Consider the following 14,639-nt stretch of genomic DNA (forward strand, 5'->3'; position numbering starts at 1 on the left):
CAGTCGGCGGTGGAACGCTCACATCACCTAGGGGACAGCCCAACAGCACATCCCCTCACGGCAGTTGCTGGGTCGATCGTGTGTTCGCGGTCGACGCAGGTCAAGGGCAGGTCGGGGAGCAGGCTTTGTGAGACTTGCGGTGGAGATCGACCCCCAGCAGGTAGCGTTGGAGGCATCTTGGATCATGCTCTCTGGAGGCCCCTGCGTGAACGCTAAGACGATCACCTACACGTACCCAGCCCACATCACGCAGCAGACCCCGTCGGGCAAGCCCCTGGTCTTCTTCGCAGCGCCGGCTACGCAAATTGACCAGTGGGTCGGCGTGCCTCAGCGCAGTCGTCTCGATGACGAGGAAACCATTGGTTTCCAGCGGCAGGAGAGCAGGTCCAGGATCAGGGAGTTGTCTAGCTTCTATCACGATGAGCGCAACATCGTGCAGAACCCACTCCTGGCTGCTCCGCAGAGCGAGACCTCCGTCAGCTTCAAGCCTCTGGACGGCACTCCCGAGTTCGGCACGCTGGAGATCGTGAGCGAGGACTTCAGCGACACGTCCTTGCTGGAGCTGATGTCGCGGGTAGTTGCACGCCTCGAGGCGCGCATGCCGGAACTGAAGAAGACCGCTCTGGATCAGGAGCGACTTTCCTCGATCATAGATCGGGCTCGAAAGGAGCACGGGCTCGATGCCGTCGGAGACGAAGACGACGAAGACGAGGAAGTGGCAGCGGAGGACGCGGGGAACGGAGACGAGGCAGATGCAGCGAGCGTGCTCCTCACCGACGAGACCCACCTGATCGACTTCTACACCGAGCTCAAAGGTCGAATCAAGGTCCTCGAAGCCCTCGACGCGGACGTGAAGCCGAAGAAGATCCTCGGCTTCGACCGGGAAGCGATGATCAGCTACCTCAAGCCGATCATGCTCGTCGATGGACAGCACCGCCTGAAGGGCGCAGTGTTGGCCGCGGCGAGCCTGGCTGAGAGCCAGGACGGGGAGGCCTTCCTCCTTGAGGCAGCAGAGAACGGCCTGGACCCTGCTCAGGCCAAGGCCGACTTCATCTCGGCACACGCTCGGCGGCTGCCCGTCTCCCTCTTGCTCGACCCCAGCCCAAGCGAACACGTCTTCCAGTTCGTGGTCGTGAACCAGAAGGCCACGCCGATGGGCAAAGCCCTTCTGGGCACGATCGTGTCGACGAGCTTGAGCAAGGACGAACTGGACCCGGTGGCACAGCGACTCAAGGACGCCGGCATCAAGCTGGACGACTCTCAGGCCATCGCCTACCTCACGCGGGCGGAAGAGAGCCCGTTCAAGAACTTCGTACAGACCGGTATCGCGGGAGACAACAGGACCCTGCTGCAGTGGCCGGTCCTCAAGGGACTCGTAGGAATCTTCCGAGAGCTGTCCGGGGGCAAGCTCTACGGACAGAAGACCGACTGGGCCCGGGTCTGGGGCAAGTACCACCTTGACGAAAGTGCGTTCGTCGCAGACTTCGACACTCACGACGAGAAGGTCGCGGCATGGGCCAGGCCTGACGGCCCCTGGCGGGACGTCTTCATCAGGTTCTACTCGAACATCAGGGACAAGTTCGGCGCCGACGATCCGGAGGCGAAGAACGCCTGGGGAACCACCCGCAGCAACCTGTACAACAAGATCAGCCTCACGATTCTGGCGGCTGACTACTTCGAATTCCTGCGCATGCAGAAGAAGACGCTCAACAGCCTCGACGATGTCGACTCCACCATGGAGGCGTGGCTCACTGACGTCAACCCTGCATATTTCAACCGACTTTGGAACGTCGAGAAGAAGGACACCCCACTCATCCGCAGGACTTGGAGTCGCCTCTGGTACGACTACCAAAGGAACCCCGAGTCCCTGCCCAAGGAGGGCGAGTACAACCCCGCTGCCGGGGCGTGATGCAGCCACAGGAGGTCGGCGAGTTCTTCGCCGAGATCAAAAAGGCCCTGGACAGTAACTGGTCGGACGAGGCCCTGAAGTCTCTCTCGAAATACACAGTGCCAGAGGTCATATCTGGAAATCATGGCTGGCTCCTGCGCGGAGACCTGTCAACAGTCTGGGGTCGCTGGTTCATCGAAAGTCTCGTTGACCTGGCTCCGTACGAACTGGACGCCGAACTGAGTATCGGACACCTCCACGCCCCCATACTCGACTACTTCAACACCGTCAGCCCGCAAGTCCCCTTGGACGAGCGAAAGAAGTATGCACGCGTGCTGACGAAGTTTGCTTGGCAGCTGGTCTCAGCCCGGAGGAGGCGGAAGCGGTCGGCGGTCGGACTCGCCACGCGCGAAGAACTGTGGGCCATGGGGCAGCCAGAACCTCGCTGCTACCTTTGCGGTTACCTGTTCGGAGACCATGCCCGAGATAAGTTCCTCGGCATCGCCCAAGATGAGCCGCCCACCCCACCACTAGTTGACTTCACGCGCCCCCGAGGCATGCGCGCGAGTCAGCTGTGCATCGAGGTGGATCATGTAATCCCGGTTGCAGAGGGCGGGAAGACGTCTGTTGAGAATCTGCGCCTTGCCTGCGGCTGGTGCAACTCCGTAAAGAACAGATACACGAACATATACGACACGATTCCGTGGTCTGCCGGCATATTCGACCATCAAGCTCTGGGTCCTGTTACGCAGCCCCAGCCACTTTGGGTGTTGCGGACCGTGGCTACTCGTAGAAGGTGCGAATTCCCCGATGGTTGCACCGCCAAGATCGAGGACAGTGAACTCTTCGCCGGGCCCCGGAATCCCAACGGTGCGCTCACTCCGGTCAATCTAGCCGTATTCTGTGAGCATCACGATCCTTGGCGTCTCGACAGGTGGATCGGTCCCAAGCGACTTGCTGCGTCCATCACCAGCTAGAAACGTTCGGCGTCCGAGTCACCTCAGATGACGGGCCGCCCTCGCCAACCGGCCATGGAGCAGCCCAAGCTCGTTCCCGGGACCTAGCGGTAGCGGCTCGCAGGCGTCAGCCATGTCGTCGCCATCGCCTCATCTGCGTCGTCCTCGTCTTCGGGGCCATCCGGGGCGGGGACCTGGCGGACCTGCTCGATCTGCCGCTCGACCCCTCGAAGGTTCTCCTGCAGGTCCATCGTCACCACGCCGTCGACGGTTACCTTCAGCGGGTCGGCGAGCAGCTTCGCACGCCGCTCGCCCAGTACCTCGAGTGCAACCGCGCGTACCGACCGCAGCCGGAAGAACCGGCGCTCCAGGTCGGCCGCGTCAGTATCCGGCCCGAGCTGCGCCAACAGCCATGACCTCTGGAACTCATCCACAAGGGACCCCTCCAACGAACGAGGTACGGCCCGTCACCAGACGGGGGATGCTGGTGACGGGCCGTACGAGCGTCATCCTACGACCCGGACGAACGGGAGCGCCGGGTTTGCGGCTTCTTGATCGCGCCAACGTCGGCCGTCTCCGCCTGGCCGCCGGCCTTGTTCCCGGACGGCTCCACCTTCTCCACGGCGACAGCCTCGTCCGGCTCGTCGCAGTCCTCCGGTGGCTCATCCCACGCGTCCGGGTTGGTGATTAGCACAGCCACCTCCGGGTCCGGGCAGTTGCCGGGGAGCAGGATCAGCTCCTCCCTCGTGGTCGGGTCCTGTACGTACACCGCGGCCTTCAGCCGCCCGCGGCTCGCCATCACAGAACCTTCGCCACGATGTGCGCGTCCGGGGTGTGCATGACCGGCATCCCGACCGCGGCGCCCTTGGTCCAGATCTGCACGGGGTCGTCCTGAACACCTCGCGTGATGATCAGGCCGGGGGCGTCCTCCCGGATGATCTCCGGGTTCGACCCGCGCGACAGCACCAGGGCCTCCGCGGTCACCCCGTACATGGTCTGCGCCCACTTCTCCCGCTCCGGCGGCACCAGAATCCACAGGTCCTCGGGCAGCACCTTGCGGGGCTTGCCGTCCACCCGCACCTGGGCCTTGTAGAACTGGATGGGCGGCAGGCTGTAGTTGTCGCGCACCACGTTGATCTGCTGCGGCGTGAGTGTCGCCGTCGGGGTGGTCGACGGGTTCACGCTGCCGTAGTAAGCCGCCCTGTAGGCGTTGTTCGCCGCCAGGTAGCTGAACGCCTTCCGGGAGGTGATCACCAGCTCCGGCTCCGGTGCGCCGATGTCGTCCAGGTGCTGAATCCATCGCAGCTCGTCTGCGATCGGGTCGGAGGCCGGGTCCGACCACGGGATCCGGGCGACCGGCATGTTCTCGGCGGGGACGTTCCAGTCCACCTCCAGCGTCAGGCCGTTCTCCTGCTCCAGCGTGAACCGCCCGTCCACGAGCACGTCGCCGGCGGCCAGCTCCAGCCGGGACCGGATGGCCTCGACGTGCCGTTCCACGTCGTCGTACAGCAGCTCGATCAGCCGGTCCTGATCCGAGCCGTGCGACGCCTCCAGCAGGATCTGCTCCTGCTCGGAGACGACGAGCTTCTGGCCCAGCGCGGGCAGCGCACCCTCGCGGGACGTCTGCCACGCCTCACGGGTCGCGAACGGCACCGAGGCGTTGAACGCCCGGTACTTGGCGACGTTGACGTACCGGCCGGAGTCCTTCGTACGCCACTTCACCTCGCGCATCTCCACGGTCGGGAAGATCATCTGCGTGAGCAGGAAGTCCTTCGGGGACGGGATCGCCCTGGCGAACGCCGTCAGGTCCATGACCGAGACGTCCTTGAGCAGGTCCTGAATCGTCACAGCTCAGCCCCCGCTCACACGAAGCGGATCTGCGCGGCACGCGGGTGCCACACGAGCTGGGACACGTCGATGCCGCCCGGCACCTTGGACGCCTTCACCGCGCCGTGCCACAGCAGCGCGGCCGGAACACGGGTCTGGCCCGGCGCGAATGGGGCCTCGGCGATCAGGAAACCGCGCAGGATCTGGCGGCCGCAGTGCGCCTCCGGGTCGTACGGGCCGTACAGGCCAGACTCCGCGACCCTGCCGACCGGCACACCGGACAGCACCCGGCCGTACGGTTCGCAGCCGTCGCCGCACACGTAGTGCGTGCCCTCGCAGAACAGGTTCAGGTCGAGGGTGATCGTGTCGACGGAGTCGGTGCCGTGCAGGGACGCCAGCCACTCGCGGTTGGCGGTCGTGTACTCGGACGTCGAGACGGGCTGGATGGTCATGTGCTTGGTCTCCATGGACGCTGCGGTCAGATTCCGCACACCGCCCACGGAGGCGATGCCGTCCACGAAGTTCAGGGGGCGTGGTCCCCCAAGGTCTGAGGCCTGGATTATCGGGCTGCGGAGTCGCTGAACTCCGGGATCAGGCCACGGCGCTTGGCCATCTCCAGTCCGGCCGAACCGGGCTTGGACACCGGGGCCGTACGGGTCGGGCCGCGCCCTGCCGGTGCGCCCGCGGGGGCGGCCGGCATCAGGGTGCGGACCTCACCGAACAGCTCCGGACGCCTGGCTCGCAGGGCCTCGGCCGCCGACTGGATCTGCGCCTCGTCCGCGTCCTCGTCGTCCACGGCCAGCAGACGCTCAGCGTCCACCAGATCGTCGCCCTCCGCGCCGAGCGCCACCAGCGCGGCCCGGCGAAGTGCCGCCCGTTCCCGCTCGGCGGCCAGCTCCTCCCGGCGCGCGGCCTGCAACTCCCGCTCGGTAGCAGCCTGTTCCCGGCGCTCCACCTCCGACAGCGCGGCCTGCTCGGCCTCCCTCTGCGCGGTGACGAACTCGGTGAGCGCCTTCGGGGAGTCGAACCCGAGCGTGGACAACAGCCGCTTGATCGCAGCCCGTTCGCCCTGCGCCTTTTCGCGGGTGAGCATCTTGCCCAACCGGTCCTGGGTGACCGTGACCTGCTGCTCCTGGCCGCCGTCGTCCGGGGCCTCATCGAGCTGGTCGTTCGTCTCGTCCTCCGACGAAGCACCGAGAATCGGGTAGATCGGCCGCCCGTCCCGGCGGTGGCCGACAGGACGGCGAGGCGGCAGGGGCCGGACCATACATCTCCTCCAGAGCGCGCCCCCGCGCTGTCGGCCAGTGTAGCCACCTGCACCGACACGGCCACGAACCCTTGTCCGACCACCCCCGCAGGATGGCCTCGAACAAGGAGGCGCACCACCCATGACACTCGACCCCTACACCGCTGTCGGGCTCATCCCGGAGATCACCGAGATCCAGCAGCGCGACGACATCGCCGCCAACCTCGACCACCTCTACGCCCTCACCCGCACCGCTGTCTCTCTCGGCGGCCTCGACCACCCCGTCCGGCTGGTCGCCCTGCCCGAAGGCGCGCTCCAGGGCTTCACCGACGAGATCCACGACCTCGACCACGCCACATACGCGCGCACCTGCGCCATCAGCCTTCCCGGCGCGGAAACGCAAGAACTCGGCCGCTGGGCCCGCGAGTCCAACATTCACATCATGGCCCAGGCCAAGGCCCTCCACCCGGCCTTCCCTGACCGGTACTTCAACGTCGGATTCGTCATCGACCCCGACGGCGAGATCGTCCTGCGGCACCACAAGCTCGCCCCGCTGCCACCCATGGAACACAGCGTCAGCCCACACGACGTGCTCGACCAGTGGACCCGTCTCTACGGCCGGAGCCCCGAGGCGTACTGGCCCGTTGCCGACACCGCCATCGGTCGTCTCGGCGTCATGATGGCCAACGAGGCGTCCTACCCGGAGAACGCCCGCGGCCTTGCCCTCGGCGGATGCGAGATCGCCTACCGCACCAGCTACCCGCTGCCGGGCGTCGCCTCCGACGCCTACGACATCCAGAACCGCGCCCGCGCTCTCGACAACACCATGTACGTCCTCGCCCCCAACCCGGCCTCCTACACCGGAGCCAACGTGCCGCGCGTCGACTTCTTCGGTGGCCATTCCACCATCACCGACTACACCGGCCGCACCGTCGGTCACCTCGACCACGGCGGCGTCGCCACCTTCGTCACCGCCACCATCGACCTGCCCGCCCTCCGGCGCCAGCGCACAACCGCCACGTGGACCAACTGGACCAAGGACCTGCGCACCGAGCTGTTCGCCACCCTGTCCAAACAGCCGATCTACCCGGCCAACCTCTACGCCGACCGCCCGCCGTACAACCACGCCGAGTACCGCGAGCACGTCACCGAACCCCAGATCGACCTGATGCGCGCCCGCGGCATCTGGCGCTGACCCCTGCTTCACGCACCCCGAGGCCGCACTATCGGCCCGCCTCAACCGGCTCCCGCTCGCTCACCTTCCCCACCGGCTTCCTCCCCCCGGCCGACCCGGACCCGTCATCCTCCTCCTGGTCCTCGTGGTCCTCTCCACGCCCGCGCCGAGCAGCGGCCTCCGCCATCCGCACCGCGGCCTCCTGCTCCGCCTTCGCCCGGATCCGCTCCACCTCCTGCGACGCGTCCTTGATCGGATACCCGGCCTCCAGCAGCATCGCCACCGCCGTCTCCAGCGACAGCACCCCCGCCCCGTACGCCTTGACGACCTCCTCCAGCACCGCGCCGCGGTCCGTCGGCGTGTGCGGCGCCCATGCCAGCCGCGCCGGCAGCGTCTCTCCGGCCGTCCAGCCCGCCGCACGCCCGGCCTGGTACAGCCGCTGCACCATCTTGAACAGCAGCCGGTACTTGTGCTCCCTCGCCAACCGCATCATCCCGATCAACGCATCCAGCGGCCCCAGCGCCAGCTTCAGCGCGTAGCCCGACGGCACCTCCGTGGCCTCCAGCGTCCCGAGACCGGCCGCCGTCACCCGGCTGTTCGCCGCGATCCGCTCCAGCAGGTGATCCACCCGCGCCCGCAGTTCGGCCAACTGCGGCGACGTGTCCAGGGCATCCATGCGCCCCGTTTCACCGAGCTGCCACACCGCACCGGCCTTCACCTGAAGCTCCTGCGGCTTGCCCGTCGCCCGGTCCACCGGCAGCCGCGCACCCGCGAGCCCGATGATCGGCGTGCCCGTCGTCGCCGAGGCCGCTGAGCTGTCCGAGTCCGTGGCCGCGAGTTCGTCGAGCGCCTGCAGAACCCGCGGCAGAATCGAGCGTCCCCAGTGCTCTCCACCGTCAGGGATCGTGTTCGCGATGTGCACCACCGGCACGAAGTCGATCATCAGGTCCAGCCGGTTCAGCTCCGTGCCGTCCGGCCGCACCCGGAAGCTCGCCTTGTCCATCGGCAGCCGGTCCAGCGTCTCGCCGTTCTTCAGGTCCTCCAGCAGCCACTCCGCGTCCGTGAGGTAGCACGTCACGTAGGACGTCCGGCCCGGCTCCCACGGGTACTGCCGCCCGCCAGCCGCCGCACCCTCGCCGGGCTCGCCGTCCTCGGAGATCGGACCGAGCTCGTACGTCACCCGCCGCACCCTGGCCTTCAAGCCGGCGTCGTCGTCCGCCGGCAGCTCCCACGCCAGATGCACCCGCCTGGGGAAATCCTCGTCTTCGTCGTCCCACTGCGGGAAGAAAAACCCTGGATCGTAGACCCTCAGCGTCGGCCGCTGCTTCTCCGGGTTCCACGCGAGCACCATCACGCTGTCCCCGAGCAGCACCGCAGCTCGCTCAGCCTGCTGGACGCGGAAGGTCAGCAGCTCCTTGTCCGCCCACTTCCGCAACCGGTCCTGCACCGCGGCGGCCTCCGCTGCACCGGGCGTCGGCATCTCCGCATCGGCGTGCTCCGCGCCCTCGACCGTGACCTTCTGCTCCGAACCGAGGAGGTAGCCAAGGGCGGTGTCTACCAGGTTCGCCGCGTCCCCCAGCTCCCGCCGCTCCAGCGCGCTCGCGTCGCCACCGGCCGCCGCAAGCTGCCCGGCCTGGTTGTTGTCGTACGAGGCCAGCACCTTGTACGCGGCCAGCCGCCGCAACTCGTGCGGCGGCACCCACGTTTTGGCCAGCTCCGGAAACGCCCGGCTGCTCGGACGGCCAGCGTCGGCCATCACCGGCTTGTAGTTCAGCCACGACCAAGCGTCGATCACAAATTGGCGCAGGCTCATCGGGGGCAGTCCTCCGGTGATTGGCCCCGCGCCGCATGCCAGCTTAGTGCGCCGTCCCGTCGGCGTCGGCGTCGGCGATCGCAGGGCCTACAACAGGAAGAAAACTGCCCTTGCGCGTAGAAAGGTAGTAGCGCCTGCGGATCAAGGTGGTTGTCGTGGCAACTACGGCATGGCAGATGCTCCACGAGTCCTTGGCGATTCCCATCGTCGGGGAGCAGTCCACATGGGCGAGGGCCTTGATCGCCTTCATCGTCGCTTTGCCTAGCGGCTGGGCATGGCTCTGGGCTCGCGGCCAAGGGAAGGGTCTACGCCCCTTCACACGAGCCAGCATCATCACTTCTCTTCAGGTCATCCTGTTGACAGCTGGGCTGGCTGCGCTGCTGGGCGCCCTCATAGCGTCACCATACGCAGCCCTGCTTGCAGGAGGCGTAGGTCCGAGCATTCTGGACGCAGAGCGACTGACTGGCGCAGTCAAGAGCAGGAGACACGAGAGTGAGGGTGGAACGAGCAAGAGTACTCCAGGATGGTTCCGCGCGATACAAAAGGCGGCACTCGTCTACGGATTGCAGCGTCTGGATGCCCGAATGTTTCAACATCGGAACGACTGGTGCCGCCTGCGCTGGGACCTGACCTGGACACCCGACGAGGTGGAGACCAAAGCTCGTGACCTTGCGAAAGAGTTGCGCGAGCAAGACCTCGTGAAGACCAGGGAGGAACAGGTCTGGATGCAGGGCATCCGGCAGCACTGCGCCGATGCACGCCATTGGGAAAGCACCGGCCAGGCGTTCGAATATCGGCGCTCGCTGGACGAAGCATGGGACCAGTATCGGATCATGCTCGTACGGGCATATGTGAATGGCAGAGATTCACTAGTCCCGAGAGTGCAGAACCCGCGGCCGCCTCTGTAGCCTCAATAGGCACCGCCCACGCCCCACAGAGGGAGGCCCTTACTCGTCAGCCTTGGGAGGGTTCGGCTCAAGCCGAATAACAAAGTGTGCGTCGAGCGCCGCTGCCGCCGATGCCAACGTGCGGAGTGTGGCGTTCGCATCACCAGAGAGGACCTGACTGACGCGACCCTGCGTTACGCCCATACGGGCAGCTAGGGCTGACTGAGTCAGTCCGGATGCGCGCTGGAGTCGGCTGATCTCAACTGTGACGTCGCGAGGCAGTCGGGCCAGCTCCGCAGTCAGCCGCTCCTCATAGCCGTCCTCGGGTAGAGCTCGGACGCCCGGCTCCATGTCTTCACCTCCTGCACCGGCATGATTGATTCAGGAGAAGATATTAGCCATAGCTAATTGCATTAGTCAAGGCTAATGACCTCAATCCCTGCGCATGACGGTATGCCGCGCAGGGATGACACTCGGTTACCGTCGACCGCTCAGCCGCTGGTCATCCCCGCCACGTGGAGGCGGCATCGTTGGATCCAGGAACAGGTCCCACAGCGCCCACACCGCCGAGTCCAGCAGGTCAGGCGAGTCCTCCGTCTCCCCCTGGCCAACGAACGTGGTCATCTGTTCCTCCAGCTCCGCGAACCGCCGAGCGGGGCCGACATGCGACACCCGAGCCTGCTCGTACAGCTGCGCTGCCGGGGCCGCCCGCGCCCGCTTGCCTCTCGTGGCGTGAACGATGCGCCAGTTCACCGTCGGATCCACCTGCTCCAGGAGAGCGGGCAGGTAGTCGCCGCCGTTGTTCGCCTCGATGACCACGCAGTCCGCCCGGTGCTCGTGGTAGAGCGTGGCGGCCCGCTTCATCGCCTGCGTCGGCGTGTACCGGTCCTGCTCGCAGTGCAGCAGATACCCGCGGGGCCGGTCGTCCCCGAACATCGTCTCCACCGGGAACCCGCGCCCCGCCACCGTGAACGCGGTCATGTCCGCGTTCTCGTGGGACTTCGTGGCCGGGTCAACGGATACCACCACCCGCTGGAGGTCCGGCAGATGCTCGGGCCGGGACCGGAAGCCCTCGACCTCCAGCATCCAGCCCTTCCACAGCGCGCCCTCCACGTCCTCGAGTAGCTCCCCGGACAGCTCCTGACGGCCCAGCCGGGTGCCGGCGTACTCCTCCTCCAGCTCCTCGCGGGCCGCCGCCGACAGGTTCGCGTCGTTCTCCCGCATGTGCCCGCGAGTCAACACCACCCGCGGCGGCGCCCCTCCCTTCTGATGCGCCTTCTCCTGCTCCCGGCCGCGCTCGACGAGCCGTTTGACGTGCGGGAGCGGCTTGGGCGTCGTGGAGATGACGACCTGCGGGGTGTCCGCCTCACGCAGGCAGAACCACAGCATGTCGTAGACCTCTTGCGCGGTGTGCCGAGACCAAGCCGCGTACTCGTCGCACCACGCCTTGTCGAACGCCCAGCCGCGCAGGTTGTCCGGCGTCTCCGCACCGAACCCGCGGATCAGCGTGCCGTTCGTCAGCCGGAGCGTCGTCTCACCGAGCGACGAGTTGTACTTCGCCACCTCCTCCGGCGGGAACACCGACAGCAGTCCCGACTTCGGGGACTCGAAGCAGATGTCCCGCACCAGCGTCGCGTTCTTCGCCACCACCGCGATCTGCAGCCCCGGTGTCTGCGCCCAATCCCTCACCGTCTCCGCCGCCGTCCGCGACTTCCCCCAGCCACGACCGGTGAGCAGCATCCACACCGTCCACAGCCACAGCGGCTGACGCTGCGCCGCACGGGCATGGTGATGCAGCCACCCCGCGTGGGGCAGCCCGTCGCAGTTTGGGACCTCGCACGCCCACCTGCGCGCCGACAGCTCGTCGGCCCGAAGCAGTACCGCGACCTCGGCCTTCAACTGCTCGTCGCTCATCACCGACGGGTCCGCGAACCCCCCGACCATGCGGCGCTTGGCCCGGCCGCGGCTCACTGCGCGCCCTCCGACAACCGGCGCTCCAGCTCCCGGCGGAGCTGATCCATCCGAGCCCGGCGTTCCTCATCCGACAGAGAGGCCACGTCCATGCCCTGGTCACGGTCCTCAACCATCCCGGCCGCCGGTGCCTCACCCACGGCCCGCCGCTCGATCTCCGCCGCGACCTGGATGTAGCGCAGCAGCTCCGACGGCGACAGCTCCCGCGGGTCGAGCGTCTGGAGCCGGGCCACCGCCTTGCTCTGCACGGCCTGCGCCAACTTCGCGTGCCTGCGGGCGATGTCCCGCCGCGCCTGCGCCTGCTCCGCGAGGAACAGCCGGTCCTGCTCCCGGTCGTAGGCCGCAGCCCGCATCACCCATGCGAACTGCCGCGACCACCGGCCCAGCAGAGACCGAGACTTATCCAACTCCCGTGCTGCCTTTGTGACACTCCGCGCCGGGCCAAGATCGCGGTACACGGCGAACGCCTCGAACGCCTGGACCGACTCCCCGCTCTGCCGCTCCCAGGACTCCACGGTGCCCTCGGCCACCGCTCACCTCCTGGCCAACGGCCCTCTAGTTGCTCTGTTCGGCCAGGACTTCCAGCACCCGCCACGGCTGGTCCGCCGGCACGGTGCCGTCCTGCACCATTCGGTCGATGGCCGCCCGCACGACGGCGGCTGTCTCCACCGGCACGTCCCGAACGCCGAACACTGTCTCCAGCGGTGCCGTCCCCGCCCTCGTCGCCTCTCCGGTGGCCGTGTCGAACCAGCCTTCGGCCAGCTCCCCGAGGTGCCGCTCGAACACCTCGAGGATCACGCCGAGCGCCGTCGCGCTGTTGCCGATCTTGTACGCGGCCCGAGAGGTCTCCAGCGCATCGAGCACCGGCTCGTACTGCTCCAGCCCGGCCACCCACCGCTGGTCCGCCGCCGCTGCGGACCGGGCCGCATCGAACGCGGCCTCGGCTCGCTCCAGCTCATCGGGCAGGAACATGAACTGCACGCTGGCGAAGTCGAGGTTCGCCTCGCCCAGGGAGGCGACGTCCACCTTCTCCAGCAGGTCCAGAGCCTTATCGTCCAGGCCCGTGTACTGCCGCCACTCCACCGACTCCAGCTCGTCGTACAGCTCCTTGAGGATTGCCGGATCGTCCTGGCCCGCGATGGCGTTGTGCGAGAGCTGGAGAGCGATCTGCCGCTGGCGGGGCAGCGGCTCGTCTATCTGCATCCACCAGATCTGCGACAGGCCGGCCTCGATCGCGGCGAGCGTGCGGTGGTTGCCGGACAGGACGACTAGCCGCCCTGTGTCGCGCTCGTTCCACACCAGCGGTGTCGAGGTCAGGCAGCCGTCTCGCTCGATGTTCGCCACGAGCTGCCGGAACTGCTCGTGCGGCAGGAACCGCGCGTTGACGTCGAGCAGCGTCAGCGTGCGCGGGTCGCCCTGCACCATCTGCGGCGGGGCGAGGCGAGTGGTCTCCTCCATGGTCAGACTCCCGTCTTCGTCATCGGGGCGCCCCACCGCTTCGCCCACATCTCAAGGGCCTCGGCCAGCGTGTGCTGGCCCATAGCCCCCTGGTACTGGAGCTGGAACTTCCAGCCGTCCTCGTTCGATGGGCTGCGCTTGTGCAGCCGCAGCAGCCCGCGGTACTTCATCGACACCGGGTTGTTGCTGAACGCCGTCGTCGCCACCCGCCGGATCCGCCGCGAGAATGCCCGCTGGCACAGCAACTGCGCCTCGGCGCTCGTGGCCACGAGCACGATCAGCTTCGACAACCGCGGGTAGTCGGTTGGCGCGACCGCGAAGTCCGAGAGCACGTACGCCTCGTCCGGCGTGAACGTGCTCGGGGCCATCGCGAACACGCCCAAGATCCGTCCGCCGCCGTCCTTCACCGCGACGGCCAGGTTCGCCGCACCCGGCGCGATCTTCGGGTTGAGGTATCGGGAACGCAGCGCGTTGAACTGGCCGGGTTTCAGCAGCGACAGCGTGAGCGGGCCGACCAGTTCGTCACCCTCGCGCAGGCGGGGGACCTTCACCGGCTCGATCGGCTGGCGCGGGGCGACGATCCTCGTCCGGGCTTGACTGGCGTACACGTAGAAGGGAGCGGCACGCGGGGTCGCCTTGATCACGCCGCGCAGGTAGGGGTGCAGCTCGGGCACGTCGTGGTTGGAGGCCGTCAGCCAGTACGGCCGGTCCGTGATCGCGCCGAGCACGCTGACCACGTCGTCGTCGGACAGCGGCTCGTACTCGGGCGCGTCCCAGGTGAAGTGCGCCTCCAGCGGCTCGTACAGCTTCTCGTAGCCGCCGCCGTAGAAGGGAGGGAAGGAGCACACCGGGGCGTCACGGGGTACCTTCTGGAGCCAGGAACGCACGTCCTCCACCTCGTACGAAGCCAGTTCGACGTCAGAGCCGGACAGCCGCTCGACCGTCTCCGCGTGCTTGACCTCCCACTGCTCCCGGTAGGAGCGCAGCACCCGTTCGTGCCACAGCCCCTCGCGGCCAACGCTGGCGAGGAACCGAGTGCCAAGCATGAGCGTGGCGACGGTGCCGACACCGTCGTCCAAGGAGTCCGCGAGCCAGCCGAGTTCGTCACAGCTCTCCTCGCGGAGCTGGATGCCGACCGGCTGGCGGGTGAGCCACCGGCCAACCGCGCTGGTGTAGATGGACACGTCCGATGAGTGCAGGGCAAAGCCCATGCCGGCCACACTGCGCTCGATGGTGAAGTTCCCGCAGCACGGGACGTACACCGGACCGCGCGGCCACCCACCGGCGGTCTCGCGCACGATGGAGCGCATGGGGCCCGGGATGGTGCCCTGGAACATCTCTCGCCTCCCGACGAACGACAACGCCCGGCCTCGGCGGGTGCCGGGCCGGGCGCTGCGCTGGAACCTTAGACAAGGAGCA

The 14,639-nt window shown here is 67.3% G+C and carries 15 protein-coding genes; 4 read left to right on the top strand and 11 right to left on the bottom strand.

Going from position 1 to position 14,639, the window contains the following annotated elements; all coding sequences use genetic code 11:
* Positions 1-127 precede the first annotated feature (127 nt).
* Both IE142_RS01490 and IE142_RS01495 read left to right on the top strand, forming a co-directional pair.
* Positions 128-1,909: a ParB N-terminal domain-containing protein gene (locus tag IE142_RS01490; RefSeq protein WP_191884020.1), complete on the top strand. Its 1,782-nt coding sequence runs from the start codon at positions 128-130 to the stop codon at positions 1,907-1,909.
* Entirely contained in the window at positions 1,909-2,865 is a 957-nt protein-coding gene (locus tag IE142_RS01495) for an HNH endonuclease (RefSeq protein WP_229830143.1), read from the top strand. Before IE142_RS01490 ends, IE142_RS01495 begins: the two co-directional genes overlap by 1 nt.
* Before the next feature lie 83 nt (positions 2,866-2,948).
* Here IE142_RS01495 and IE142_RS01500 read toward each other — a convergent pair whose 3' ends face one another.
* The 5 genes from IE142_RS01500 to IE142_RS01520 all read right to left on the bottom strand — a co-directional run bounded on the left by IE142_RS01500 (position 2,949) and on the right by IE142_RS01520 (position 5,938).
* Positions 2,949-3,278, bottom strand: coding sequence for a hypothetical protein (locus IE142_RS01500; protein WP_191884022.1), 330 nt, complete (start codon positions 3,276-3,278; stop codon positions 2,949-2,951).
* A 77-nt stretch (positions 3,279-3,355) separates the two neighbouring features.
* On the bottom strand, positions 3,356-3,643 hold the full coding sequence (locus IE142_RS01505) for a hypothetical protein (protein ID WP_191884023.1): 288 nt from the start codon (positions 3,641-3,643) through the stop codon (positions 3,356-3,358).
* On the bottom strand, positions 3,643-4,692 hold the full coding sequence (locus IE142_RS01510; protein ID WP_191884024.1) for a major capsid protein: 1,050 nt from the start codon (positions 4,690-4,692) through the stop codon (positions 3,643-3,645). The genes IE142_RS01505 and IE142_RS01510 overlap by 1 nt, the downstream gene beginning before the upstream one ends.
* 14 nt (positions 4,693-4,706) lie before the next feature.
* On the bottom strand, positions 4,707-5,189 hold the full coding sequence (locus tag IE142_RS01515; protein ID WP_229830115.1) for a head decoration protein: 483 nt from the start codon (positions 5,187-5,189) through the stop codon (positions 4,707-4,709).
* A 41-nt stretch (positions 5,190-5,230) separates the two neighbouring features.
* Positions 5,231-5,938 (bottom strand): hypothetical protein, encoded by a 708-nt coding sequence (locus IE142_RS01520; protein ID WP_191884025.1) that lies wholly within the window; start codon positions 5,936-5,938, stop codon positions 5,231-5,233.
* Positions 5,939-6,059: 121 nt separating this feature from the next.
* On the opposite strand from IE142_RS01520, the gene IE142_RS01525 reads away from it, so the two are divergent.
* Entirely contained in the window at positions 6,060-7,112 is a 1,053-nt protein-coding gene (locus IE142_RS01525) for a nitrilase-related carbon-nitrogen hydrolase (RefSeq protein ID WP_191884026.1), read from the top strand.
* 28 nt (positions 7,113-7,140) lie between these two features.
* On the opposite strand, the gene IE142_RS01530 is transcribed toward IE142_RS01525, so the two are convergent.
* The gene (locus IE142_RS01530) at positions 7,141-8,904 is read right to left on the bottom strand and encodes a hypothetical protein (protein WP_191884027.1); all 1,764 of its coding nucleotides are present in this window, start codon (positions 8,902-8,904) and stop codon (positions 7,141-7,143) included.
* Positions 8,905-9,059: 155 nt separating this feature from the next.
* On the opposite strand from IE142_RS01530, the gene IE142_RS01535 reads away from it, so the two are divergent.
* Entirely contained in the window at positions 9,060-9,812 is a 753-nt protein-coding gene (locus IE142_RS01535; protein WP_191884028.1) for a hypothetical protein, read from the top strand.
* A 39-nt stretch (positions 9,813-9,851) separates the two neighbouring features.
* On the opposite strand, the gene IE142_RS37610 is transcribed toward IE142_RS01535, so the two are convergent.
* The 5 genes from IE142_RS37610 to IE142_RS01560 all read right to left on the bottom strand — a co-directional run bounded on the left by IE142_RS37610 (position 9,852) and on the right by IE142_RS01560 (position 14,557).
* A complete protein-coding gene (locus IE142_RS37610) occupies positions 9,852-10,142 on the bottom strand; it encodes a helix-turn-helix domain-containing protein (protein WP_079038370.1) in 291 nt (96 codons plus the stop codon).
* A 126-nt stretch (positions 10,143-10,268) separates the two neighbouring features.
* Positions 10,269-11,762 (bottom strand): terminase large subunit domain-containing protein, encoded by a 1,494-nt coding sequence (locus IE142_RS01545; RefSeq protein ID WP_191884029.1) that lies wholly within the window; start codon positions 11,760-11,762, stop codon positions 10,269-10,271.
* On the bottom strand, positions 11,759-12,292 hold the full coding sequence (locus tag IE142_RS01550; RefSeq protein WP_191884030.1) for a hypothetical protein: 534 nt from the start codon (positions 12,290-12,292) through the stop codon (positions 11,759-11,761). Before IE142_RS01550 ends, IE142_RS01545 begins: the two co-directional genes overlap by 4 nt.
* A gap of 25 nt (positions 12,293-12,317) precedes the next feature.
* Entirely contained in the window at positions 12,318-13,220 is a 903-nt protein-coding gene (locus IE142_RS01555) for a ParB N-terminal domain-containing protein (RefSeq protein ID WP_191884031.1), read from the bottom strand.
* A 2-nt stretch (positions 13,221-13,222) separates the two neighbouring features.
* Positions 13,223-14,557 carry a putative antirestriction adenine methyltransferase gene (locus IE142_RS01560; protein WP_191884032.1) on the bottom strand — a complete coding sequence of 445 codons (1,335 nt, stop codon included), beginning with the start codon at positions 14,555-14,557 and terminating at the stop codon, positions 13,223-13,225.
* Between the last annotated feature and the right edge of the window lie 82 nt (positions 14,558-14,639).

Source organism: Streptomyces mutabilis (assembly GCF_014649815.1).
Classification (GTDB): Bacteria; Actinomycetota; Actinomycetes; order Streptomycetales; family Streptomycetaceae; genus Streptomyces; species Streptomyces mutabilis.

Bases quoted from the DNA above. Each gene is read 5' to 3' on its own strand.
- IE142_RS01495 (WP_229830143.1), top strand. From the start codon at position 1,909: ATGCAGCCACAGGAGGTCGGCGAGTTCTTCGCCGAGATCAAAAAGGCC.
- IE142_RS01505 (WP_191884023.1), bottom strand. From the start codon at position 3,643: ATGGCGAGCCGCGGGCGGCTGAAGGCCGCGGTGTACGTACAGGACCCG.
- IE142_RS01520 (WP_191884025.1), bottom strand. From the start codon at position 5,938: ATGGTCCGGCCCCTGCCGCCTCGCCGTCCTGTCGGCCACCGCCGGGAC.
- IE142_RS01525 (WP_191884026.1), top strand. From the start codon at position 6,060: ATGACACTCGACCCCTACACCGCTGTCGGGCTCATCCCGGAGATCACC.
- IE142_RS01530 (WP_191884027.1), bottom strand. From the start codon at position 8,904: ATGAGCCTGCGCCAATTTGTGATCGACGCTTGGTCGTGGCTGAACTAC.
- IE142_RS37610 (WP_079038370.1), bottom strand. From the start codon at position 10,142: ATGGAGCCGGGCGTCCGAGCTCTACCCGAGGACGGCTATGAGGAGCGG.
- IE142_RS01555 (WP_191884031.1), bottom strand. From the start codon at position 13,220: ATGGAGGAGACCACTCGCCTCGCCCCGCCGCAGATGGTGCAGGGCGAC.
- IE142_RS01560 (WP_191884032.1), bottom strand. From the start codon at position 14,557: ATGTTCCAGGGCACCATCCCGGGCCCCATGCGCTCCATCGTGCGCGAG.